This window comes from Streptococcus sp. 27098_8_103 (assembly GCF_041432345.1).
In the GTDB taxonomy this organism is placed as follows: Bacteria; Bacillota; Bacilli; order Lactobacillales; family Streptococcaceae; genus Streptococcus; species Streptococcus mitis_BV.
Map to the genome: position 1 here is coordinate 1 of NZ_JAPVZK010000029.1, position 24,223 is coordinate 24,223.

At 41.9% G+C, this 24,223-nt stretch carries 19 protein-coding genes; 15 read left to right on the forward strand and 4 right to left on the reverse strand.

The window, feature by feature from the left end:
- The first annotated feature begins 49 nt into the window (after positions 1–49).
- The 7 genes from pbp1b (at position 50) to O3599_RS08265 (ending at position 8,287) form a co-directional block, all read left to right on the forward strand.
- Positions 50–2,509, forward strand: a complete 2,460-nt coding sequence (pbp1b, locus tag O3599_RS08235; protein ID WP_247939897.1) for a penicillin-binding protein PBP1B — start codon at positions 50–52, stop codon at positions 2,507–2,509.
- An 82-nt stretch (positions 2,510–2,591) separates the two neighbouring features.
- A complete protein-coding gene (locus tag O3599_RS08240) occupies positions 2,592–3,503 on the forward strand; it encodes a DMT family transporter (RefSeq protein ID WP_247939898.1) in 912 nt (303 codons plus the stop codon).
- Positions 3,504–3,731: 228 nt separating this feature from the next.
- Positions 3,732–4,430 carry a 2,3,4,5-tetrahydropyridine-2,6-dicarboxylate N-acetyltransferase gene (gene dapD, locus O3599_RS08245; protein ID WP_000127460.1) on the forward strand — a complete coding sequence of 233 codons (699 nt, stop codon included), beginning with the start codon at positions 3,732–3,734 and terminating at the stop codon, positions 4,428–4,430.
- A 66-nt stretch (positions 4,431–4,496) separates the two neighbouring features.
- Entirely contained in the window at positions 4,497–5,627 is a 1,131-nt protein-coding gene (locus tag O3599_RS08250) for an N-acetyldiaminopimelate deacetylase (RefSeq protein ID WP_247939899.1), read from the forward strand.
- Positions 5,628–5,638: 11 nt separating this feature from the next.
- Positions 5,639–6,178: a 5-formyltetrahydrofolate cyclo-ligase gene (locus O3599_RS08255; protein WP_247939900.1), complete on the forward strand. Its 540-nt coding sequence runs from the start codon at positions 5,639–5,641 to the stop codon at positions 6,176–6,178.
- Positions 6,162–6,839, forward strand: a complete 678-nt coding sequence (locus tag O3599_RS08260; protein ID WP_247939901.1) for a rhomboid family intramembrane serine protease — start codon at positions 6,162–6,164, stop codon at positions 6,837–6,839. Before O3599_RS08255 ends, O3599_RS08260 begins: the two co-directional genes overlap by 17 nt.
- 99 nt (positions 6,840–6,938) lie before the next feature.
- A protein-coding gene (locus tag O3599_RS08265) for an IS3 family transposase (RefSeq protein ID WP_371512521.1) occupies positions 6,939–8,287 on the forward strand; the annotation gives its coding sequence in 2 pieces (ribosomal slippage) (positions 6,939–7,389 and positions 7,389–8,287; 1,350 coding nt in all).
- A gap of 50 nt (positions 8,288–8,337) precedes the next feature.
- Here the strand turns inward: O3599_RS08265 and galU are convergent.
- The 4 genes from galU to argS form a co-directional block, all read right to left on the reverse strand.
- Positions 8,338–9,237, reverse strand: a complete 900-nt coding sequence (galU, locus tag O3599_RS08270) for a UTP--glucose-1-phosphate uridylyltransferase GalU (RefSeq protein ID WP_371512523.1) — start codon at positions 9,235–9,237, stop codon at positions 8,338–8,340.
- A gap of 21 nt (positions 9,238–9,258) precedes the next feature.
- A complete protein-coding gene (locus tag O3599_RS08275; protein ID WP_020903403.1) occupies positions 9,259–10,275 on the reverse strand; it encodes an NAD(P)H-dependent glycerol-3-phosphate dehydrogenase in 1,017 nt (338 codons plus the stop codon).
- Positions 10,276–10,444: 169 nt separating this feature from the next.
- Positions 10,445–10,690, reverse strand: coding sequence for a hypothetical protein (locus tag O3599_RS08280; protein ID WP_020903404.1), 246 nt, complete (start codon positions 10,688–10,690; stop codon positions 10,445–10,447).
- Between the two features lie 458 nt (positions 10,691–11,148).
- The gene (gene argS / locus O3599_RS08285; RefSeq protein ID WP_070526292.1) at positions 11,149–12,840 is read right to left on the reverse strand and encodes an arginine--tRNA ligase; all 1,692 of its coding nucleotides are present in this window, start codon (positions 12,838–12,840) and stop codon (positions 11,149–11,151) included.
- A 135-nt stretch (positions 12,841–12,975) separates the two neighbouring features.
- On the opposite strand from argS, the gene argR reads away from it, so the two are divergent.
- From argR to O3599_RS08325, 8 genes are all read left to right on the forward strand, one after another.
- Positions 12,976–13,422: an arginine repressor gene (gene argR / locus O3599_RS08290; RefSeq protein WP_001231476.1), complete on the forward strand. Its 447-nt coding sequence runs from the start codon at positions 12,976–12,978 to the stop codon at positions 13,420–13,422.
- 50 nt (positions 13,423–13,472) lie between these two features.
- Positions 13,473–16,007 carry a DNA mismatch repair protein MutS gene (gene mutS, locus O3599_RS08295; protein WP_371512526.1) on the forward strand — a complete coding sequence of 845 codons (2,535 nt, stop codon included), beginning with the start codon at positions 13,473–13,475 and terminating at the stop codon, positions 16,005–16,007.
- 145 nt (positions 16,008–16,152) lie between these two features.
- On the forward strand, positions 16,153–17,859 hold the full coding sequence (patA, locus tag O3599_RS08300) for a multidrug efflux ABC transporter subunit PatA (protein WP_371512528.1): 1,707 nt from the start codon (positions 16,153–16,155) through the stop codon (positions 17,857–17,859).
- Between the two features lies 1 nt (position 17,860).
- On the forward strand, positions 17,861–19,627 hold the full coding sequence (gene patB, locus O3599_RS08305) for an ABC transporter ATP-binding protein (protein ID WP_247939814.1): 1,767 nt from the start codon (positions 17,861–17,863) through the stop codon (positions 19,625–19,627).
- A 244-nt stretch (positions 19,628–19,871) separates the two neighbouring features.
- Positions 19,872–20,561 (forward strand): gamma-glutamyl-gamma-aminobutyrate hydrolase family protein, encoded by a 690-nt coding sequence (locus O3599_RS08310; protein ID WP_247939813.1) that lies wholly within the window; start codon positions 19,872–19,874, stop codon positions 20,559–20,561.
- A gap of 170 nt (positions 20,562–20,731) precedes the next feature.
- Positions 20,732–22,081 carry a glucose-6-phosphate isomerase gene (locus O3599_RS08315; protein ID WP_049515882.1) on the forward strand — a complete coding sequence of 450 codons (1,350 nt, stop codon included), beginning with the start codon at positions 20,732–20,734 and terminating at the stop codon, positions 22,079–22,081.
- A gap of 127 nt (positions 22,082–22,208) precedes the next feature.
- The gene (gene gltX, locus O3599_RS08320) at positions 22,209–23,669 is read left to right on the forward strand and encodes a glutamate--tRNA ligase (RefSeq protein WP_000031049.1); all 1,461 of its coding nucleotides are present in this window, start codon (positions 22,209–22,211) and stop codon (positions 23,667–23,669) included.
- Positions 23,670–23,682: 13 nt separating this feature from the next.
- Positions 23,683–24,114 (forward strand): cytidine deaminase, encoded by a 432-nt coding sequence (locus O3599_RS08325; RefSeq protein ID WP_371512532.1) that lies wholly within the window; start codon positions 23,683–23,685, stop codon positions 24,112–24,114.
- Positions 24,115–24,223: the final 109 nt, after the last annotated feature.

Below are 24,223 nucleotides of genomic sequence, written 5' to 3' on the forward strand. Positions count from 1 at the left end.
TTATTGAAAGTTTACCTTTTATGGTATAATAGATAGAGTGAGGAAATCCATGCAAAATCAATTAAATGAATTAAAACGAAAAATGCTGGAATTTTTCCAGCTAGTAAAATCAAAAATAAATCATAAGAAATCAGAGAAAGTCTCAGAAGAGAGGAAGTCGGATGGGACAGGTGGGAGAGTTCTGGCTATCCTAGGTAGCATTTTAGTCGCTATCAAGGGGATTTTGAATACACTCTTTATTCTAGGCTTTATCGGTGGGCTTTTTGGTGCTGGTGTAGCTCTTGGTTATGGAGTTGCTTTGTTTGACAAGGCTAAGGTTCCCAAAGTGGAGGACTTGGTCAAGCAGGTTAAAAATATTTCTTCTATCTCAGAAATTGTTTATGCAGATGGGAGTGTCATTGCTTCTATCGAGAGTGACCTACTGCGAACTTCTGTTTCATCTGAGGAAATATCAGACAATCTCAAAAAGGCTATCGTTGCAACTGAGGACGAACATTTCCTTGAACATAATGGGGTTGTGCCAAAAGCTGTGATTCGGGCGACTTTGGGAACCTTTGCAGGTTTGGGCTCATCTAGCGGGGGCTCGACCTTGACTCAACAGTTAATCAAACAACAAGTGGTTGGAGATGCTCCGACTTTGGCTCGTAAGGCTACAGAAATTGTTGATGCCCTTGCCTTGGAACGCAGCATGAGTAAGGATGAAATCTTGACTACTTATCTCAATGTTGCTCCCTTTGGTCGAAATCATAAAGGACAGAATATTGCAGGTGCTCAGCAAGCTGCTGAAGGGATTTTCGGTATCGATGCCAACAAGCTGAGTATTCCCCAAGCTGCCTTCCTAGCAGGTTTGCCACAGAGTCCGATTACTTATTCCCCTTATGAAAATACTGGAGAGTTAAAGAGTGATGAAGACTTAGAACTTGGTTTGAAGCGGGCCAAGGATGTTCTCTACAACATGTACCGTACGGGTGCTCTGACTCAGGAAGAATACGACCAGTACAAGGATTATAATCTCAAACAAGATTTCTTGCCATCAGGAACTGTCAATGCTGTTTCGAGGGATTATCTCTACTTTACAGCTATGGCTGAAGCGACAGACCGTATGTATGATTATTTAGTTCAACAGGACAATGTTTCTAGTCAAGAGTTGAAAAACGAGTCGATTCAAAAGGCCTATCATGAGCGAGCGGAGCAGGAACTAAGTAACGGTGGCTATAAAATCACTACAACGATCAATAAAAAAATCCATAACGCCATGCAAAATGCAGTTGCTAACTACGGTCATTTGGTAGATGATGCGACTGGTCAGCCTGAAGTAGGGAATGTTTTGATGGACAATAAAACGGGGGCTGTTCTAGGCTTTGTTGGTGGTCGTAATTACCAGACTAACCAAAACAATCATGCCTTCGACACTAAGCGCTCGCCAGCCTCTACAACCAAGCCTTTGTTGGCCTACGGTATTGCCATTGACCAAGGTTTGATGGGTAGCGCTAGTATCTTGTCAAATTATCCGACAAAATTCTCTAATGGAAATCCTATCATGTATGTGAACAGTCCAGGTACAGGCATGATGACCTTGGGAGAAGCCTTGAACTATTCATGGAATATCCCAGCCTATTGGACCTATCGAATGCTACGTGAGAAGGGTGTAGATGTCAAGGGTTACATGGAGAAAATGGGTTACGAGATTCCGGAGTACGGTATCGAAAGTTTGCCTATGGGTGGTGGGATTGAAGTCACAGTTGCCCAGCATACCAATGGTTATCAAACAATTGCTAATAACGGTGTTTATCATCAGAAACATGTGATTTCTAAGATTGAATCATCTGACGGTAGAGTAATCTATGAATTCCAAGACAAGCCAGTTCAAGTGTACTCGAAGGCGACGGCAACAATTATGCAGAGTTTGCTTCGTGAGGTGATTTCCTCTCGAATCACTTCAAGTTTCCAAACGGATTTGGCTTCTATCAATTCAAGCTTAGCTCGTGCAGACTGGATTGGTAAGACTGGTACAACCAATGAAGATGAAAACATGTGGCTCATGCTTTCGACGCCAAGATTGACTCTAGGTGGTTGGTTAGGGCATGATGACAACCGCCCAATGGCTAAGGGGGCTGGGCATTATCGAAATGCCAAATATATGGCTTACTTGGTCAATGCTATCCAACAGGCTGAGCCTGGTGTTTGGGGCAATGAACGCTTTAATCTTGATTCTAGTGTGACCCAATCTCAGGTCCTCAGATCTACAGGACAGAAGCCAGGCAAAGTATCCGTTAATGGAAAAACAGTGGATCTTTCAGGGGCTACTGTAACGAGCTATTGGGCTAATACGGCGGGAGCTCCTACGACAAGCTATCACTTTGCTATTGGAGGAAGTGAAGCAGATTACCAAAATGCTTGGTCAAGTATTATTGGTAGTTTCTCATCTACACCAAGTTCAAGTAGTAGTTCTAACAACAGTAGCAATTCAAGCGCTACTAGACCTTCTTCTTCAACGACGAGACGTTAAGTTCTTTAAACTTTTCTAAATGAAGTGGCTAATCAATGGATTGCCACTTTTTTCTTTTTTCCTTTCGTGTTACAATAAAGGTATGAATCAGTATCAGAAAAAGATTGTTAAAGGAACCATTTATTCGCTCCTATCTGGCTTAATCTGGGGAATCTGTGGGATTCTAGGAGAGTATTTCTTTACTCATTATCAAGTGTCCTCCGGCTGGATTACCTCTATGCGTTTGACACTAGCAGGGAGTCTTGTGCTCATTTGGTCTGCGATGCAATTAAAATCGCAAGTGCTAGATATTTGGCGAGATAAGAAAAATTACCTGCCCTTTTTAGCCTATGCTATTTTGGGGATTTTTTCAGTTCAGTATTTTTTCTATCTCTGTGTAGAATACTCAAATGCAGCGACAGCAACTATTTTACAGTTTATCAGTCCAGTCTTTATCCTCTTTTACAATCGCTTGGTTTATCAAAAACGAGCGTCAAAAAGCGCTATTTTTTATGTTTTGGTTGCCATGTTGGGTGTTTGCCTGATGGCGACAAAGGGAGATCTCTCTCAATTATCCATGACACCGCTAGCACTTATGACGGGTTTGCTGAGTGCCATGGGGGTCATGTTTAATGTTATCTTGCCCCAACCTTTCGCGAAGCGCTATGGTTTTGTGCCTACGGTTGGGTGGGGGATGATTTTGGCAGGTTTATTTAGCAATGTCCTCTCGCCGGTTTACCAGCTTTCCTTTACTCTGGATATTTGGAGTATCTTGATTTGCCTTATTATCGCTTTTTTAGGGACGGCTTTTGCCTTTTTCATTTCCATGAAGGCTGTGTCCTTGGTTTCTCCTTTGGTGGTTTCCGTTATTAGTGCCAGTGAACCTCTCTCTTCTGCCCTTTTGAGTGTTTTATTTTTAGGTTTAGTAGTGGATTGGTCCCTTCTTCTAGCTATGGCCTTGATTATTTTACCTATGATTTTCTTATCGATAGAAGAAGCGAAAGAAAGTAAATAAAAAGTCTTTTCTTAATTCTAAAAGTGTGCTATACTAGAATAGTCAATAAAACACGGGGAGATAGTTGTGAAGAGTGTTTTTAGGTTGTATCGGTAGGGGCTTGCTTTTACCGACAGCACGTTTTATCTCACATCCCTAAAAATCATACCTAAAAACAAACAAAAAGGCTTCAAATTTGAGGCCTTTTTTGGTAGAATAGGTATCATTAAAATGAACTAGGAGGCGCCTATGACTGCTACAAAAATGAACGCACAAGAAATTATTCAATTTATCGCCAATGCTGAAAAGAAAACCAGTGTTAAAGTAACCTTTGAAGGACAACTTGCAACTGCTGTACCAAGCTCTGTTGTTAAACTAGGTAATGTCCTATTCGGAGATTGGAAGGACGTGGCTCCGCTTCTCGATGGTTTGGTAGAAAATCAAGACTATGTTGTTGAGCAAGACGCTCGTAATTCTGCAGTTCCTTTGCTAGATAAACGTGCTATCAATGCTCGTATTGAGCCGGGTGCTATTATCCGTGATCAGGTTGAAATTGGTGACAATGCTGTTATCATGATGGGAGCGGTTATCAATATCGGTGCTGAAATTGGTGCAGGAACCATGATTGACATGGGTGCTATCCTTGGTGGCCGTGCTATCGTGGGGAAAAACAGCCACGTTGGTGCAGGTGCCGTTCTTGCAGGTGTGATTGAGCCAGCTAGCGCAGAACCAGTCCGTGTTGGAGACAATGTTCTTATCGGTGCCAACGCAGTGGTTATCGAAGGGGTCCAAATCGGTAGTGGTTCAGTTGTCGCAGCAGGAGCTATTGTTACCCAAGATGTCCCAGAAAACGTGGTGGTAGCAGGTGTTCCAGCTCGTATTATCAAAGAGATTGATGCCCAAACCCAACAAAAAACAGCGCTAGAGGATGCGCTTCGTACCTTGTAATTGTAAAAGAAAAATAGAGGCGGAACCCTTTTCCAGCCTCTTTCTGCTATATAGGAGGAAAGATAGATGTTAGATTTGATTCATACTAGACGAGATTTGCACCAGATTCCAGAGATTGGCTTGGAGGAGTTCAAGACTCAGGCTTATCTGCTGGATGTGATTGAGAAATTGACTGCGGGCAAGAATTTTGTTCAAGTTCGTACTTGGCGAACAGGGATTTTGGTCTATTTACAGGGAAGTCAGCCAAAGCGTACCATTGGTTGGCGGACAGATATTGATGGCCTGCCTATTGTCGAACAAACAGGCCTGCCCTTCGCTTCTCTGCATCAAGATCGTATGCATGCTTGTGGCCATGATTTCCACATGACTATTGCTTTAGGCTGTCTTGAGCGAGCCCTTGAGGAGCAACCAAAGAACAATCTGCTCTTTCTGTTTCAACCTGCTGAAGAAAATGAAGCTGGTGGCATGCTCATGTATGAGGATGGCGCTTTTGGAGACTGGTTGCCAGACCAGTTTTATGGGCTTCATGTTCGGCCAGATTTGAAGGTTGGCCAGATTGCGACCAATACTCATACACTCTTTGCAGGTACTTGCGAGGTGAAGATCCGTTTCAAAGGCAAAGGAGGACATGCAGCCTTTCCACATGAAGCTAATGACGCCTTGGTGGCGGCTAGTTACTTTGTGACTCAGGTGCAGTCAGTTGTCAGCCGCAATGTCAACCCAATCGAGGGAGCAGTGGTGACCTTTGGTCTTTTCCAAGCCGGAACAACAAACAATGTCATCACAGACACAGCCTTTTTGCATGGAACTATTCGGGCCTTGACACAGGATATGAGTCTCTTGGTGCAAAAGCGGGTCAAAACAGTTGCAGAAGGGGTTGCAGCTGCCTTCGATATGGAAGTCGAAGTGGAACTCAAACAAGGTGGTTACCTGCCTGTTGAGAACCATCCAGCCTTGGCGCGTGAACTGATGGATTTCTTTGAAGAAAAAGACGGAATTGAGTTGATTGATATCGAACCTGCTATGACAGGTGAAGACTTTGGTTATCTCCTTTCAAAAGTTGATGGCGTTATGTTCTGGCTAGGTATTGATAGTCCCTATGCCCTTCATCACCCTCAGATGAGTCCTAAGGAAGAAGCATTAGCTATTGGGGTGGATGCGGTCTCTAGTTTCCTGAAAAAGAAGGCAGCAGAGTAGAGGGGTTGTCTATGAAATCGGAATTACGTAAGCAAGTCTTGCGAGAAATGAAGGCTATACCTCGAGAGCAAAAACAGTTTATAGACCAAGCTTTAACTGAACGACTTTTACAACACCCCTTCTACCAAGAAGCAAAGATCATCGCAACCTATCTCTCTTTTTCTCATGAGTTTCAAACTCAGGGATTGATTGAGCAGGCGCTGAGGGACGGCAAGAAGGTTCTGATACCCAAAACCTATCCCAAGGGGCGCATGGACTTTGTAGTGTATCATCCGCAGCAATTGGTCAAAACTTCCTTTGGATTACTGGAACCACAGGGAGATTTGGAAGTGGTGGATGCCTCTCAGATTGATTTGATTCATGTTCCTGGTCTGGCTTTTACGACGGAAGGATATCGGATTGGATACGGTGGAGGTTATTATGACCGCTATCTGGAACATTTTTCTGGTCATACTTTGAGTACGATCTATCCTTGTCAAGTTCAGCAATTCATGCCTGAAAATCATGATATTCCTGTTCAGGAGGTTTTAATTGATGAAGGAAATCTTTGATAGACGTTATCCTGTGACGAGTTTCTTCCTCTTAGTGACGGCCTTGGTGTTTCTACTAATGTTGGTGACTACAGGTGGAAACTTTGACAGGGCGGATACCTTATTTCGATTTGGAGCCATGTATGGGCCTGCTATTCGGCTCTTTCCCGAGCAGATTTGGCGTCTCTTTTCTGCCATTTTTGTTCATATTGGTTGGGAGCATTTCATTGTTAATATGCTTTCCCTTTATTATCTTGGTAGACAAGTAGAGGAAATTTTCGGATCCAAGAAGTTTTTCTTTCTCTATCTCTTATCTGGAATGATGGGCAATCTCTTTGTTTTTGTATTTAGTCCAAAATCCTTAGCAGCAGGAGCTTCTACTTCTCTCTATGGGCTATTTGCCGCGATTATCATTCTTCGCTATGCTACGCGTAATCCTTATATCCAGCAGTTGGGGCAATCCTATCTGACACTTTTTGTGGTTAATATTATTGGAAGTGTTCTGATTCCAGGAATCAGCCTAGCAGGTCATATCGGGGGAGCAGTTGGTGGAGTATTTCTAGCAATTATCTTTCCAGTTCAAGGAGAAAGACGGATGTATAGCGCTAGTCAGAGACTGGTAGCGTTAGTGTTGTTCGTAGGACTCGCAGTGTTACTTTTCTATAAGGGAATGGGGATGTGAAGAAGTTGGAAGACAATTTGTGTAATGAAAAAAGATAAGGCATTTGTACTGCACCCCAAAAGTTAGACAGAAAAAATCTAACTTTTGGGGTGTTTTATTATGAAATTGAGTTATGATGATAAAGTTCAGATCTATGAACTTAGAAAACAAGGATATAGCTTAGAGAAGCTTTCAAATAAATTTGGGATAAACAATTCTAATCTTAGGTACATGATTAAATTGATTGATCGTTACGGAATAGAGTTCGTCAAAAAAGGAAAGAATTGTTACTATTCTCCTGAACTAAAACAAGAGATCATTGATAAAGTTCTTCTTGAGGGGCATTCACAAATTAGGGCGTCTCTGGATTATGCTCTTCTAAGTAGTGGATTACTTTCGAATTGGCTGGCACAATATAAGAAAAACGGGTATACTATTGTTGAGAAAACAAGAGGGAGACCACCTAAAATGGGACGTAAGCCAAAGAAGAGATTTGAAGATATGACAGAATTAGAACGTCTTCAAGCAGAAAATGAGTACTTGAGAGCGGAGAATGCCATTCTAAAAAAGTTGAGAGAACTCCGATTGAGAGACGAAAAGGAGCAAGAAGAAAAACGGAAATTGTTCAAGGACTGGTAACAGAGTTTTCTTTAGATATCCTTCTAAAGATTATTAAACTTGCCCGTTCAACTTATTATTACCACTTAAAACAGCTGGATCAAAGCGATAAAGATTATGATATTAAAGCTGAAATTCAGTCAATTTATACTGAGCATAAAGGAAATTACGGCTATCGTCGCATGACTCTAGAATTACGAAATCGTGGCTTCGTAGTGAACCATAAGAAGGTGCAGCGTCTGATGAAAGTACTTGGTTTAACGGCTCGAATTCGCCGTAAACGGAAGTATTCTTCATACCAAGGAGAGGTTGGCAAGAAAGCAGATAATCTTATTCAACGTCAATTTGAAGCAACCAAACCAATGCAAAAGTGCTACACAGATGTGACAGAATTTGCCATTACAGCAAGCACTCAAAAGCTTTACTTATCGCCAGTTTTAGATGGTTTTAACAGCGAAATCATCGCTTATAATCTTTCTACATCACCGAACTTAGAACAAGTAAAAGCTATGTTAGACCAGGCTTTCGGTGAGGAACATTACGAGAATACCATTCTCCATAGTGACCAAGGCTGGCAATACCAACACGATTCTTATCATCGGTTCCTAGAGAGTAAGGGAATTCAAGCATCCATGTCACGTAAGGGTAACAGCCCAGACAATGGTATGATGGAGTCCTTCTTTGGGATTCTGAAATCGGAAATGTTTTATGGTTATGAGAAGTCGTTTCAGTCGCTTAAGCAATTGGAACAAGCTATTGTAGACTATATTGATTACTACAACAATAAACGAATTAAGGTAAAACTAAAAGGACTTAGCCCTGTACAATACAGAACTAAATCCTTTGCTTAAATTAATTGTCTAACTTTTTGGGGTCAGTACAAATGCCTTATCTTTTTATGTTATTCCTTCTCAGCCAATTCTTTTCCCAGTTGGATGAGGTAATCTTTCAAGTCATCTTTGACTTGTGGGTGTTTGAGGGCGTAGTCAATAGATGTTTTCACAAAGCCAAACTTATCCCCAACGTCGTAACGAGCTCCTGTAAATTCACGGGCGAAAACACGTTGTGTTTTATTAAGCGTATCAATAGCGTCGGTAAGCTGGATTTCATTTCCAGCACCGGGAGCTTGATTTTCGAGGATTTCAAAAATTTCTGGTGTGAGCAGATAGCGTCCGATGATTGCCAAATCACTTGGAGCATCTTCTGGAGCTGGTTTTTCAACAAAAGTTTCGACACTGTAGAGACCATTAATCCCTTCACCCTGAGGAGCGATAACTCCATATGCTGAAACTTCTTCATGAGGGACAGGCATAACAGCAATTGTTGATGCGTGAGTCGTTTCGTAATCATTCATCAATTGTTTTGTCAAAGGAATAGCGTGGTCATCTGTGATATCCATTAGGTCGTCACCCAGCATGACAACGAAGGGCTCATTCCCTACAAAAGCTTTTGCTTGTAAGACAGCATCTCCAAGACCACGAGGATGGCTTTGACGGATAAAGTGAAGGCGAATGCCAGTTGTTTCGTCTACCAGTTTTAGTAAGTCATGTTTGCCTTTTTCTTTGAGGTTGTACTCAAGCTCAAAGTTTGAGTCAAAGTGGTCTTCAATAGAACGTTTTGATTTACCAGTGACAACCAGAATATCTTCAATACCTGATTTAAGAGCTTCTTCTACGATAAATTGGATAGTTGGTTTGTCCACAATTGGCAACATCTCTTTAGCAAGTGCTTTGGTTGCTGGTAAAAATCGAGTTCCAAGTCCAGCGGCAGGGATGACTGCCTTTCTAACTTTTGATGTCATAAGAATCCTTTCTCTAGAGGGTTAAGACCACTCATTTTCTGCTTTAAATTCATTGTTCATGATGTCGTAAATGGCATCTTTAATATTGGTTCCGTGGTAAATAACTTGGTAAATGGCTTGTGTAATTGGCATATAGACTCCAAGTTCTTGCGCTAGTTCATAGGCTGCTCGAGTTGTTGAGATTCCTTCAATCACCATGCCCATATTGGCTTCGATATCAGCTAGAGATTCTCCACGACCAAGAGCATCTCCGGCTCTCCAGTTACGAGAGTGGATGGAGGTTCCCGTTACGATCAAGTCTCCTACACCGGATAAGCCACTATAGGTCAATGGACTGGCCCCAAGTGCTACTCCTAGGCGGGTAATTTCTGCCAAGCCTCGAGCGATGATGGCTGCCTTGGCATTGTCACCAAATCCCAAACCATGTAAAGCTCCAGCACCGACAGCAATAATATTTTTAAGAGCACCAGCAGTTTCAACTCCGATAACATCCGTATTGGTATAAAGTCGAAAGTAGTGATTACTAAAGAGTTCCTGAACATATTGAGCTGTTTGTAAATCTTTAGAAGCAGCAGTGATTAAAGTCAGGTCACGTACAATGGTTTCTTCCGCATGACTAGGTCCTGAAACAACGACAATATCACTGCGGAGATGTTCAGGAATTTCTTCTTCAAGGATAGTTGATAATCGTTTATGGCTATCAGGCTCTAATCCCTTTGATGCGTGCATGATGATAGCCTTATGGTCTAAGGTTTTTGCAACTTGTTGGGCAACAAGTCGTGTCACTTTTGTTGGGACAACAAACAAAATCGCATCTACATCTTTTAATGCCTCTGCTAAGTCAGTGTAGGCAATGATATTTTCATCTAGAACGACATCTTTAAAGTAGTGCTTGTTAGTATGATAGGTATTAATTTCATTGATTTGCTCGGGAAGATTTCCCCAAATACGTACCTCGTGTCCATTGTCATTTAAGACTTGTGAAAGGGCAGTTCCCCAAGAACCAGGCCCCAAGACGGCGACGGTTTGTTTTTCCATGTTTTCCTCCTTAATAGAGTCCTTTTCATTATTCTATCATATTCTAGAGGATTTTGCACTTGCATTACTGGGGAGTGGTGGCTTTGTTACTTGAAAAATACACAAAAACCGAGACGAAGGGACAAACTCTCAGTCTCGGTTTTTATATTCCTTAAAAGAATAGCTCGGTTTATTTCAATTGATCTGTAATGTCTTTTGACAGTAACATTCCCAGATGATAAGTTTTATTGATGTAAGCAATGACATCATTGATATTTTCAGTCGTGTGAATTTTCTCTTTGATATCACTCCTAAATGTTTCATCCTTTAAAAGTTGTTCTTGGTAGAGCCTTTGAAGTCTCTCCTTCTCGTACTTATTGAGCAGAAAAAGGAACACCAAGCTAATTACAACGAGGATATAAGCATATTGGCTCATAGAATATCTCCCTGTATGATAAAGAAGTAGTAGTGAGTAGATTGAATTAGTGGATCTAAAATAGCAGAACAAGTCAGCAAAACTTGATAAGATTTTTGATAGGCCTCTAAACCTAATTACGTATAGGATTTGGTCTTAGTTATTTAGACTGCTTTACAATTAAGTAATTAAAAGATTGCGACATAAGTCTAACCAAATCTCCGACAGGATTTGGTCTTAATTACTTAGACTGCTTTTTAATCAAGTAACTTGAAGCTTACGACATGAACCAAACCAAATCGATATTATTTGGTTTGGTGAATTAGTGAAGCGTTTAGGCAAGTGTCTCTGGTTACGACGTAAAGAAACATAAATCGATAATATTTATGTTTCTTTACTAGTGAAGCACCTAGCCAAATTCCTGATAGGATTTGGCGTTAGTTACTTAGATTGCTTTGCAATCAAGTAACTTTGGTGATTTACATCTTCTCTGGCGCTTCTACTCCAAGCAAGCGAAGGGCTTCTTTGAGAACGACTGCGGTTGCGTAGCTGAGAGCTAGACGGCTGTCGCGTTCTGGGCTATCATCCAAGATACGTGTATGTGCATAGTATTTGTTAAAGGCTTGAGCCAGGCTAATTGCAAATTTAGCAATGATAGAAGGTTCAAAGTTATCCGCCGCACGGTTGATAATACGTGGGAAGTCTTGGATGAGTTTAATGATTTCCCAGCTTTCAGCATCATTTAAGCTGTAATTAGCCACTGTTTCTGGTTTGAAGTCTGCTTTACGTAAGATCGATTGGATACGAGCATAGGCATATTGTACATAAGGACCAGTTTCCCCCTCAAAGGATACCATAGCCTCTAAGTCGAAGTCGTATCCATTTGTACGGTCGGTTTTGAGGTCATAGAATTTAATGGCTCCAACCCCAACAGCATGTGCTACCTGGTCTTTGTTTTCTAGTTCAGGATTTTTAGCCTCGATTTGGGCCTTGGCACGGCTAACAGCCTCTGCAACAGTAGGCTCTAGCAAGATGACATTCCCTTTACGAGTAGAGAGTTTTTTCCCTTCTTTTGTAACCAAACCAAAAGGAACATGAGTAATGTCTTCACTCCAGCCGTAGCCCATTTCTTTCAAGACAGCTTTGAGTTGTTTAAAGTGGGCAGATTGTTCTTGACCAACAACGTAGATCGATTTAGCAAATTGGTATTCGTTTTTACGGTAAAGGGCTGCAGCCAAGTCACGTGTAATATAGAGAGTTGCTCCATCAGATTTCTTGATGAGTGCAGGATGTTCAATTCCGTATTTCTCAAGATTCACAACTTGGGCACCTTCTGATTCAACAAGAAGGCCTTTTTCAGAAAGAATATCTACAACTGCATCCATCTTATCGTTGTAGAAGGCTTCTCCGTTGTAGCTGTCAAATTCGACTTGCAATTCATTGTAAAGGCGGTTAAATTCCACCAAACTTTCATCACGGAACCATTGCCAAAGTGCAAGAGCTTCCTCGTCTCCATTTTCAAGTTTACGGAACCATTCGCGTGCTTCTTCATCCAAGCTAGGGTCATTTTCAGCCTCAGCGTTGATGCGGACATAGAGTTTAAGAAGTTCATCGATTGGATGAGCTTTTACAGCTTCTTCGTCGCCCCATTTTTTGTAGGCAACAATCAACATCCCAAACTGTTTACCCCAGTCTCCCAAATGGTTGACCTTGACCGTTTGATAACCGATTTTTTGGAAAATATGTGACAAGCTATCTCCGATAACAGTTGAGCGTAGGTGACCAATAGAAAATGGTTTAGCGATATTGGGACTAGACATGTCGATAACAACATTTTCTTGTTTGCCAATAGTTTGGTCAGCATAGTGTTCTTTTTCAGTGATAACAGCTTGCAATACTTGAGCAGAAATGGCAGATTTATCAAGGAAAAAGTTGACGTAAGGTCCTGTTGCGACAACCTTTTCAAAGGTTTGGCTGTTAATTTTTTCAGCCAGTTCAGCAGCAATCATTTGAGGTGCTTTACGTTCGACTTTTGCAAGAGAAAAAGCAGGGAAAGCGATGTCTCCCATTTCTGAGTTTTTAGGGGTTTCCAGTAAATTGAAAATAGCCTCTTGGTCCAGGCTATCAATGACGCTAGCCAATTCGCTAGCAATCAATTCTTTTGTATTCATTAAGAGCTCCTTTTTGGACTTTTCTACTATTTTATCACAATTTTAAAGAAAGAAGAAAAAATTTTTGAAATCTCCTATTTTTTTGGTATAATATAGTTATAAAATTAGTTATAAATATGCATATAAGAGGATTTTATGAGAAAAAGAGATCGTCATCAGTTAATAAAAAAAATGATTACTGAGGAGAAATTAAGTACACAAAAAGAAATTCAAGATCGGTTGGAGGCGCACAATGTTTTTGTGACGCAGACAACCCTGTCTCGTGATTTGCGCGAAATCGGCTTGACCAAGGTCAAGAAAAATGATATGGTGTATTATGTACTAGCAAATGAGACAGAAAAGATTGATTTGGTTGAATTTTTGTCTCATCATTTAGAAGGTGTTGCAAGAGCAGAGTTTACCTTGGTACTTCATACCAAATTGGGAGAAGCCTCTGTTTTGGCAAATATTGTAGATGCAAACAAGGATGAATGGATTTTAGGAACAGTTGCTGGTGCCAATACCTTATTGGTTATTTGTCGAGACCAGCACGTTGCCAAACTCATGGAAGATCGTTTGCTAGATTTGATGAAAGATAAGTAAGGTCTTGAGAGTCGCTCTCAAGACTTATTTTTGACAAGGAGAGACGGAAAATGGCGACAGAGAAGCTATCACCCGGCATGCAACAGTATGTGGATATTAAAAAGCAATATCCAGATGCGTTTTTGCTCTTTCGGATGGGTGATTTTTATGAATTATTTTATGAGGATGCGGTCAATGCTGCGCAGATTCTGGAAATTTCCTTAACGAGTCGCAACAAGAATGCCGACAATCCGATTCCTATGGCGGGTGTCCCCTATCATTCTGCCCAGCAGTATATAGATGTCTTGATTGAGCAGGGCTATAAGGTAGCTATCGCAGAGCAGATGGAAGATCCTAAACAAGCAGTTGGGGTTGTGAAACGAGAGGTTGTTCAGGTCATTACGCCAGGGACAGTGGTCGATAGCAGTAAGCCAGACAGTCAGAACAACTTCTTGGTTGCTATAGATCGAGATGGCAATCAATTTGGCTTAGCTTATATGGACCTGGTGACGGGTGACTTTTATGTGACAGGTCTTTTGGATTTCACGCTGGTTTGTGGGGAAATCCGTAATCTCAAGGCGCGAGAAGTGGTGCTGGGTTATGACTTGTCTGAGGAAGAAGAACAAATCCTCAGTCGTCAGATGAATCTGGTGCTTTCATATGAAAAAGAAGGCTTTGAAGACCTTCATTTACTGGATTCACGATTGGCAGCTGTGGAGCAAGCGGCATCTAGTAAGTTGCTCCAGTATGTCCATCGGACTCAGATGAGAGAATTGAACCACCTCAAGCCTGTTATCCGCTATGAAATCAAGGATTTCTTGCAGATGGATTATGCGACCAAGGCTAGTCTGGATTTGGTTGAGAATGCTCGCTCAGGTAAGAAACAAGGAAGTCTTTTCTGGCTTTTGGATGAAACCAAGACGGCTATGGGAATGCGTCTCTTGCGGTCTTGGATCCATCGTCCCTTGATTGATAAGGAACGAATCGTCCAACGTCAAGAGGTGGTGCAGGTCTTTCTCGACCATTTCTTTGAGCGCAGTGATTTGACAGACAGCCTCAAGGGTGTCTATGATATCGAACGCTTGGCTAGTCGTGTTTCTTTTGGAAAAACCAATCCCAAGGATCTCTTGCAGTTGGCGACCACTTTGTCTAGTGTGCCACGGATTCGTGCGATTTTAGAAGGCATGGAGCAACCTGCTCTAGCTTATCTTATAGAACAACTGGATGGAATCCCTGAGTTGGAGAGTTTGATTAGCGCAGCGATTGCTCCTGAAGCTCCTCATGTGATTACAGAAGGTGGCATTATCCGCACTGGATTTGATGAGACTTTAGACAAGTACCGTCGCGTTCTCAGAGAAGGGACTGGCTGGATTGCTGAAATTGAGGCTAAGGAGCGAGAAAACTCTGGTATCAGCACGCTTAAGATTGACTACAATAAAAAGGATGGCTACTATTTCCATGTGACCAATTCGCAACTGGGAAATGTTCCAGCACACTTTTTCCGCAAGGCGACGCTGAAAAACTCGGAACGCTTTGGAACCGAAGAATTAGCCCGTATCGAGGGAGATATGCTGGAGGCGCGTGAGAAGTCAGCTAACCTAGAGTATGAAATTTTTATGCGCATTCGTGAAGAGGTCAGCAAGTACATCCAACGTTTACAAGCTCTAGCCCAAGGAATTGCGACAGTTGATGTCATACAGAGTCTAGCAGTTGTGGCTGAAACCCAGCATTTGATTCGACCTGAATTCGGAGATGATTCGCGGATTGATATCCAGAAAGGGCGCCATGCTGTCGTTGAAAAGGTCATGGGGGCTCAGACCTATATTCCTAATACGATTCAGATGGCAGAAGATACCAGTATTCAACTGATTACAGGGCCCAACATGAGCGGGAAGTCAACCTATATGCGTCAGTTAGCCATGACGGCGATTATGGCCCAGATGGGTTCCTATGTACCGGCAGAAAGTGCCCATTTACCGATTTTTGATGCGATCTTTACCCGTATCGGAGCAGCCGATGATTTGGTTTCAGGCCAATCAACCTTTATGGTGGAGATGATGGAGGCCAACAATGCCATTTCGCATGCGACCAAGAACTCTCTGATTCTCTTTGATGAATTGGGACGGGGAACTGCAACTTATGATGGTATGGCTCTTGCTCAGTCCATCATCGAATACATCCATGAACATATCGGAGCCAAGACCCTCTTTGCAACCCACTACCATGAGTTGACTAGTCTGGAGTCTAGTTTACAACACTTGGTCAATGTCCACGTGGCAACTTTGGAGCAGGGTGGGCAGGTTACCTTCCTTCACAAGATTGAACCAGGTCCAGCTGATAAATCCTATGGTATTCATGTTGCCAAGATTGCTGGCTTGCCAGCAGACCTTTTAGCAAGGGCGGATAAGATTTTGACTCAGTTAGAGAATCAAGGGACAGAAAGTCCTGCTCCTATGAAACAAACAAGTACTGTCTCAGAACAAATTTCACTCTTTGACACGCCTGCAGTGCATCCTATCCTAGCAGAATTAGCTAAGCTGGATGTTTACAATATGACACCTATGCAGGCTATGAATGTCTTGGTCGAGTTAAAACAAAAATTATAAAGAATGAATTACTTGTCATTCTAGCTGTATCAAGGAGACTTCTTTGACAAGTTCTCACTTTTTTGCTAGAATAACATCACACAAACAGAATGAAAAGGAGCTGACGCATTGTCGCTCCCTTTTGTCTATTTTTTAAGGAGAAAATATGCTGATTCAGAAAATCAAAACCTATAAGTGGCAGGCACTGGCCTCGCTTCTGATGACGGGCTTGATGGTTGCTAGTTCACTTCTGCAACCGCGTTATCTGCAGGAAGTGTTAGACGCCCTACTTGCTGGGAAATATGAAGCCATTTATAGTATCGGGGCTTGGTTGATTGGTGTTGCCTTGGTCGGTCTGGTTGCTGGTGGGCTCAATGTTGTCCTTGCAGCCTATATTGCTCAAGGAGTTTCATCTGACCTTCGAGAGGATGCCTTCCGTAAAATCCAAACCTTTTCTTATGCTAATATTGAACAATTTAATGCGGGAAATCTAGTCGTTCGAATGACCAACGATATCAACCAGATTCAGAACGTGGTCATGATGACCTTCCAAATTCTTTTCAGACTCCCCCTCTTGTTCATAGGTTCCTTTATCCTTGCGGTTCAAACTTTGCCATCTCTGTGGTGGGTGATTGTTCTCATGGTGATCTTAATTTTTGGTTTGACTGCTGTCATGATGGGGATGATGGGGCCACGTTTTGCTAAGTTCCAAACCCTTCTTGAGCGCATCAATGCTATTGCCAAGGAAAATCTGCGCGGTGTTCGTGTGGTCAAGTCCTTTGTCCAAGAAAAAGAGCAGTTTGCTAAGTTTTCGGAGGTCTCAGACGAGCTTCTTGGTCAAAACCTTTACATTGGTTATGCCTTTTCAGTGGTGGAACCCTTTATGATGTTAGTTGGCTATGGGGCGGTATTCCTCTCTATTTGGCTAGTTGCAGGGATGGTTCAGTCGGATCCTTCTGTTGTGGGTTCTATTGCTTCCTTTGTTAATTACCTAAGCCAGATTATCTTTACCATTGTTATGGTTGGATTTTTAGGAAATTCTGTCAGTCGCGCCATGATTTCTATGCGTCGTATTCGAGAAATTCTTGACGCAGAGCCAGCCATGACCTTCAAGGATGTGCCAGATGAAGAGTTGGTCGGAAGTCTTAGCTTTGAAAATGTAACCTTTACCTATCCAATGGACAAGGAACCGATGCTGAAAGATGTGAGCTTTACTATCGAACCTGGTCAAATGGTTGGTGTAGTTGGAGCGACTGGCGCAGGAAAGTCAACCTTAGCTCAATTGATTCCACGTCTCTTTGACCCACAGGCAGGGGTTATCAAAATTGGAGGCAAGGATATTCGCGAAGTGAGTGAAGGAACCCTACGTAAAACTGTCTCTATCGTTCTCCAACGTGCCATTCTCTTTAGTGGAACGATTGCAGATAACTTGAGACAGGGCAAAGGAGATGCCACTCTATTTGAAATGGAGCGCGCAGCCAATATTGCCCAAGCCAGTGAATTCATTCATCGTATGGAGAAAACCTTTGAAAGTCCAGTTGAGGAACGGGGAACCAACTTCTCTGGTGGGCAAAAACAACGGATGTCGATTGCGCGTGGAATTGTCAGCAATCCACGTATTCTGATTTTTGACGATTCGACCTCGGCCTTGGATGCCAAGTCAGAGCGCCTAGTGCAAGAAGCCTTGAATAAGGACTTGAAGGGAACAACAACCATTATCATCGCGCAAAAGATTAGCTCGGTTGTCCATGCAGACAAGATCTTAGTACTGGATCAAGGACGATTGATTGGTCAAGGCACGCATGCAGACTTAGTTGCCAACAATGATGTTTACCGTGAAATCTATGAAACACAGAAAGGAAAGGAGGAGTAACATGAAAACAGTTCAATTTTTTTGGAATTATTTTAAAGTCTATAAGCTATCATTTGTAGTTGTCATACTGATGATTGTTCTGGCGACTCTTGCCCAAGCCCTCTTTCCAGTCTTTTCTGGACAAGCGGTAACAGAGCTAGCCAATTTAGTTCAAGCTTATCAAGATGGCAATCCAGAACTTGTTTGGCAAAGTCTATCAGGAATCATGGTCAATCTTGGCCTGCTGGTTTTGGTTCTCTTTATCTCTAGTGTCATATACATGTGTCTCATGACGCGCGTGATTGCAGAGTCGACCAATGAGATGCGCAAAGGCCTCTTCGGTAAGCTTGCTCGCTTGACGGTTTCTTTCTTTGACCGCCGACAAGATGGCGATATCCTGTCTCGTTTTACCAGTGATTTGGATAATATCCTCCAAGCTTTTAACGAAAGCTTGATTCAGGTCATGAGCAACATCGTTCTATACATTGGTCTGATTCTTGTCATGTTTTCGAGAAATGTAACGCTGGCTCTCATCACCATTGCCAGCACACCAGTGGCCTTCCTCATGCTGATTTTCATCGTAAAAATGGCACGCAAATACACCAATCTCCAGCAGAAAGAGGTAGGGAAACTCAACGCCTATATGGATGAGAGTATCTCAGGACAAAAAGCCGTGATTGTGCAAGGAATTCAAAAGGATATGATGGCAGGATTTCTTGAGCAAAATGAGCGCGTGCGCAAGGCAACCTTTAAAGGAAGAATGTTCTCAGGAATTCTCTTCCCTGTCATGAATGGCATGAGTCTGGTTAATACAGCCGTCGTCATCTTTGCTGGTTCAGCTATTCTATTAAACGATAAGACTATTGAAACAAGTACAGCCTTAGGTTTGATTGTTATGTTTGCCCAATTTTCACAGCAGTACTACCAGCCTATTATCCAAGTTGCAGCTAGTTGGGGAAGCCTTCAGTTAGCCTTTACTGGGGCTGAACGGATTCAGGAAATGTTTGATGCAGAGGAAGAAATCCGACCTGAAAAGGCTCCAATCTTCACTAAGTTGCAAGAAGGTGTTGAAATTAGTCATATTGATTTTTCATACTTGCCTGATAAACCTATTTTGAAAGATGTCAGCATTTCCGCTCCGAAAGGCCAGATGACAGCGGTTGTTGGGCCGACAGGGTCAGGGAAAACGACTATTATGAACCTCATCAATCGCTTTTATGATGTTGATGCTGGTGGTATTTATTTTGACGGCAAAGACATTCGTGACTATGATTTAGATAGTCTAAGAAGCAAGGTGGGGATTGTCTTGCAAGATTCGGTCTTGTTTAGCGGAACGATTCGAGACAATATCCGTTTCGGTGTGCCAGATGCTAGTCAAGAAATGGTTGAGGCAGCAGCCAAGGCAACCCACATTCACGACTATATCGAAAGCTTACCTGACAAATACGATACCCTTATCGATGATGATCAAAGCATCTTCTCGACAGGACAAAAGCAATTGATTTCTATCGCTCGAACCCTGATGACAGATCCAGAAGTTCTCATTCTAGATGAAGCAACTTCAAACGTAGATACGGTGACAGAAAGCAAGATTCAGCATGCCATGGAGGCGGTTGTAGCAGGCAGAACTAGTTTCGTCATTGCCCACCGTTTGAAGACCATCCTCAATGCAGACCAGATTATTGTCCTTAAAGATGGAGAAGTCATTGAACGCGGTAACCACCATGAACTTTTGAAACTAGGTGGCTTCTATTCAGAACTCTATCACAATCAATTTGTTTTCGAATAAGAAAGAAGTTGTCCTATGTGGGCAGCTTTTTCTTGTCCATAAAAAATTTTTATCACAGTCTTAAAAAAAACATATTAGACGAAAGGCGTTTTGAGTGATATGATAGGACTATCGTTATACTCAATGAAAATCAAAGAGCAAACTAGGAAGCTAGCCGCAAGCTGTACTTGAGTACGGTAAGGCGACGCTGACGTGGTTTGAATTTGATTTTCGAAGAGTATTAACATTCGAAAGGAGAGACATCATGACTAGAACGGTTGTAGGAGTTGCTGCAAATCTATGTCCCGTAGACGCAGAAGGTAAAAACATTCATTCATCTGTATCTTGTAGATTCGCAGAGAGCATTCGTCAAGTCGGTGGTCTCCCTTTAGTCATTCCTATTGGTGATGAGTCAGTTGTACGCGATTATGTGGAAATGATTGACAAACTCATTTTGACAGGAGGCCAAAATGTTCATCCTCAGTTTTATGGAGAGAAAAAGACCATCGAGAGCGATGATTACAATCTAGTCCGCGATGAGTTTGAATTGGCACTCTTGAAAGAAGCGCTTCGTCAGAATAAACCAATTATGGCAATCTGTCGCGGTGTTCAACTTGTCAATGTTGCCTTTGGTGGAACGCTCAATCAAGAAATCGAAGGTCACTGGCAAGGCCTGCCTTTCGGAACATCTCATTCTATTGAGACAGTAGAAGGAAGCGTGGTGGCTAAGCTATTTGGAAAAGAAAGTCAAGTCAACTCCGTCCATCGTCAAAGTATTAAAGATTTGGCACCTAATTTCCGTGTAACTGCTATTGATCCAAGAGACCAAACTATTGAAGCGATTGAGTCTATCGACGAGCACCGCATTATCGGTTTGCAGTGGCATCCAGAGTTTCTGGTTAATGAAGAAGATGGCAATTTAGAATTATTTGAGTATTTATTGAATGAACTGTAACGACTGGGACATCTGGTCGTTCTTTATTTTATTTTTTCAAAATTTTTGGAATGTGGGATTTTTACGCAAACGTTTGAATTCTGATAAAAAATGGAGAAATTCGACAAAAAAACTTGAAAAAAACGAAGGTAAGCGTTATGATAGAAAAGAAGAAATATTGGAGGAATAACATGTCACATATTAAATTTGATTATTCAAAAGTTTTAGACAAATTTGTTGCACCACATGAAGTGGAATACATGCAATCACAAGTAACAGCAGCAGATAAATTGATCCGTAAAGGAACTGGTGCTGGTAGCGACTTCTTGGGATGGTTGGACCTTCCTGAAAACTATGACCGCGAAGAATTTGACCGCATCTTGAAAGCTGCTGAGCAAATCAAATCAGACAGCGATGTTTTGGTTGTAATCGGTATCGGTGGATCTTACCTTGGTGCGAAAGCAGCAATCGACTTCTTGAACCACCACTTTGCAAACTTGCAAACAAAAGAAGAACGCAAGGCTCCACAAATCCTTTACGCAGGAAACTCAATCTCATCTACTTACCTTGCTGACTTGGTAGAGTACGTAGCTGACAAAGACTTCTCGGTAAACGTGATTTCTAAATCAGGTACAACAACTGAACCAGCTATCGCTTTCCGTGTCTTCAAAGAACTTTTGGTTAAGAAATACGGTCAAGAAGAAGCAAACAAACGTATCTATGCAACAACTGACCGCCAAAAAGGCGCTGTTAAGGTTGAAGCAGATGCTAACGGTTGGGAAACATTTGTTGTTCCAGATGATATCGGTGGACGCTTCTCAGTATTGACAGCCGTTGGTTTGCTTCCAATCGCAGCATCAGGAGCTGACATCAAAGCCCTTATGGAAGGTGCGAATGCAGCTCGCAAAGACTACACTTCAGATAAAATCTCTGAAAACGAAGCTTACCAATACGCAGCAGTTCGTAACATCCTTTACCGTAAAGGCTATGCAACTGAGATCTTGGTAAACTACGAGCCATCACTTCAATACTTCTCAGAATGGTGGAAACAATTGGCTGGTGAATCAGAAGGAAAAGACCAAAAAGGTATCTACCCAACTTCAGCCAACTTCTCAACTGACTTGCACTCACTTGGTCAATTTATCCAAGAAGGAACTCGTATCATGTTTGAAACAGTTGTCCGTGTTGACAAACCTCGTAAAAACGTGATTATCCCTAGCTTGGAAGAAGACCTTGATGGACTTGGTTACCTTCAAGGAAAAGACGTTGACTTTGTAAACAAAAAAGCAACTGACGGTGTTCTTCTTGCCCACACAGATGGTGATGTACCAAACATGTACGTGACTCTTCCAGAGCAAGATGCTTTCACTCTTGGTTACACAATCTACTTCTTCGAATTGGCTATCGCTCTTTCAGGTTACTTGAATGCTATCAACCCATTTGACCAACCAGGTGTTGAAGCTTACAAACGTAACATGTTTGCCCTTCTTGGAAAACCAGGATTTGAAGAATTGAGCAAAGAACTTAACGCACGTCTATAATAGAAGAAAAGAGTGGCTTGTCCACTCTTTTTACTCTCTTTATCCATAGAAATTGGCCTCAGCCAAGACTTGTGATATAATATAGAGAGCAAAAAGGCAGACGCCTAGAGACTTTATAGGAGAAACTATGTCAAAAGATATCCGCGTACGTTACGCACCAAGTCCAACAGGACTACTACACATCGGGAATGCCCGTACAGCATTGTTCAACTACCTTTACGCACGTCATCATGGTGGAACTTTTATTATCCGTATCGAAGATACTGACCGTAAACGCCATGTCGAAGATGGTGAACGTTCACAACTTGAAAACCTTCGTTGGTTAGGTATGGATTGGGATGAAAGCCCAGAAACACATGAAAATTACCGCCAGTCTGAGCGTTTGGACTTGTATCAAAAATTCATCGATCAATTGCTAGTTGAAGGAAAAGCCTACAAATCTTACGTTACAGAAGAAGAGTTGGCAACTGAACGCGAACGCCAAGAAGCAGCTGGTGAAACACCTCGCTACATTAACGAATACCTTGGTATGAGTGAAGAAGAAAAAGCAGCTTACATCGCAGAACGTGAAGCAGCTGGTATCATTCCAACAGTTCGTTTGGCGGTCAATGAGTCAGGTATCTACAAGTGGCATGATATGGTTAAAGGTGATATCGAATTTGAAGGTGGCAATATTGGTGGTGACTGGGTTATCCAAAAGAAAGACGGTTACCCAACTTACAACTTTGCCGTTGTCATCGATGACCATGATATGCAAATTTCTCACGTAATCCGTGGAGATGACCACATTGCTAATACACCAAAACAGCTTATGGTCTATGAAGCACTTGGTTGGGAAGCTCCAGAGTTCGGTCATATGACCTTGATTATCAACTCTGAAACTGGGAAAAAATTGTCTAAACGTGACACCAACACCCTTCAGTTTATCGAAGACTACCGTAAAAAAGGTTATTTACCAGAAGCAGTCTTTAACTTTATTGCTCTTCTTGGTTGGAACCCAGGTGGCGAAGATGAAATCTTCTCTCGTGAAGAACTCATTAAACTTTTCGATGAAAACCGCCTGAGCAAGTCTCCAGCAGCCTTTGACCAGAAAAAACTCGACTGGATGAGCAATGATTATATCAAGAATGCAGACCTAGAAACTATCTTTGAAATGGCAAAACCATTCTTAGAGGAAGCAGGCCGTTTAACTGACAAGGCTGAAAAATTAGTTGAGCTCTATAAACCACAAATGAAATCAGTAGATGAGATTATCCCATTGACAGATCTCTTCTTCTCAGATTTTCCAGAATTGACAGAAGCAGAGCGCGAAGTCATGGCGGGAGAAACAGTCCCAACAGTTCTTGAAGCCTTCAAAGCAAAACTTGAAGCGATGACAGATGATGAATTTGTAACAGAGAATATCTTCCCACAAATCAAAGCTGTTCAAAAAGAAACAGGTATCAAAGGGAAAAATCTCTTCATGCCAATTCGCATCGCAGTTTCAGGTGAAATGCATGGACCAGAATTGCCAGATACTATCTTCTTGTTAGGCCGTGAAAAATCAATCCAGCATATCGAAAACATGCTAAAAGAAATCTCTAAATAAGAAGGATGCAACAATGGATATCTGGGAAAAGATGTACGAAGAAGCACAGAAATTGTATAATCCACATGAAGTATCTGATTTTGTTTATGCGAATCATGTCGTTGCCGCAGTAGAAGCAGAAGATGGACAAATATTTACAGGATTCTGTATGGAGGGAACCTGTGGTGTTTCCCATCTCTGCGCAGAGCGGGCAGCACTCTTCAATATGTACCAATTTTCAGGACAAACTAAGGTTAAAAAAATCTTAGCCTTTCGAGAGCAACCACCTTATGGTGGAAGTTCGGGTATGCCTTGTGGCGCTTGCAGAGAGTTCCTCTTAGAGTTGAACGCTGAAAATAAGGATGCAGAATTCATGATGGACTACAATAGAAGAAAGACTGTTAAAGTTGCAGAATTAATGCCCTATTGGTGGGGAGAAGAACGTGCTTCTAAGTTTGATAAGTAATAAAAGAGTCGGTTCAATTCTGGCTCTTTTTACTTAATTTGAAAAAAACAGAAAAAGTAGTTGACAAAGTTTGAAAAGTCTGTATAATAGTAAGAGTTGAAAATAACTC

What these genes read in the sequence shown, in the direction of transcription:
- O3599_RS08310 (WP_247939813.1), top strand. Translation starts at nt 19,872, where the DNA reads ATGACTAGAACGGTTGTAGGAGTTGCTGCAAATCTATGTCCCGTAGAC.
- galU (WP_371512523.1), bottom strand. Translation starts at nt 9,237, where the DNA reads ATGACATCAAAAGTTAGAAAGGCAGTCATCCCTGCCGCTGGACTTGGA.
- O3599_RS08260 (WP_247939901.1), top strand. Translation starts at nt 6,162, where the DNA reads ATGAAGGAAATCTTTGATAGACGTTATCCTGTGACGAGTTTCTTCCTC.
- O3599_RS08255 (WP_247939900.1), top strand. Translation starts at nt 5,639, where the DNA reads ATGAAATCGGAATTACGTAAGCAAGTCTTGCGAGAAATGAAGGCTATA.
- patB (WP_247939814.1), top strand. Translation starts at nt 17,861, where the DNA reads ATGAAAACAGTTCAATTTTTTTGGAATTATTTTAAAGTCTATAAGCTA.
- O3599_RS08280 (WP_020903404.1), bottom strand. Translation starts at nt 10,690, where the DNA reads ATGAGCCAATATGCTTATATCCTCGTTGTAATTAGCTTGGTGTTCCTT.
- O3599_RS08250 (WP_247939899.1), top strand. Translation starts at nt 4,497, where the DNA reads ATGTTAGATTTGATTCATACTAGACGAGATTTGCACCAGATTCCAGAG.
- patA (WP_371512528.1), top strand. Translation starts at nt 16,153, where the DNA reads ATGCTGATTCAGAAAATCAAAACCTATAAGTGGCAGGCACTGGCCTCG.
- pbp1b (WP_247939897.1), top strand. Translation starts at nt 50, where the DNA reads ATGCAAAATCAATTAAATGAATTAAAACGAAAAATGCTGGAATTTTTC.
- gltX (WP_000031049.1), top strand. Translation starts at nt 22,209, where the DNA reads ATGTCAAAAGATATCCGCGTACGTTACGCACCAAGTCCAACAGGACTA.
- argR (WP_001231476.1), top strand. Translation starts at nt 12,976, where the DNA reads ATGAGAAAAAGAGATCGTCATCAGTTAATAAAAAAAATGATTACTGAG.
- mutS (WP_371512526.1), top strand. Translation starts at nt 13,473, where the DNA reads ATGGCGACAGAGAAGCTATCACCCGGCATGCAACAGTATGTGGATATT.
- O3599_RS08240 (WP_247939898.1), top strand. Translation starts at nt 2,592, where the DNA reads ATGAATCAGTATCAGAAAAAGATTGTTAAAGGAACCATTTATTCGCTC.
- O3599_RS08315 (WP_049515882.1), top strand. Translation starts at nt 20,732, where the DNA reads ATGTCACATATTAAATTTGATTATTCAAAAGTTTTAGACAAATTTGTT.
- dapD (WP_000127460.1), top strand. Translation starts at nt 3,732, where the DNA reads ATGACTGCTACAAAAATGAACGCACAAGAAATTATTCAATTTATCGCC.
- O3599_RS08325 (WP_371512532.1), top strand. Translation starts at nt 23,683, where the DNA reads ATGGATATCTGGGAAAAGATGTACGAAGAAGCACAGAAATTGTATAAT.
- O3599_RS08275 (WP_020903403.1), bottom strand. Translation starts at nt 10,275, where the DNA reads ATGGAAAAACAAACCGTCGCCGTCTTGGGGCCTGGTTCTTGGGGAACT.
- argS (WP_070526292.1), bottom strand. Translation starts at nt 12,840, where the DNA reads ATGAATACAAAAGAATTGATTGCTAGCGAATTGGCTAGCGTCATTGAT.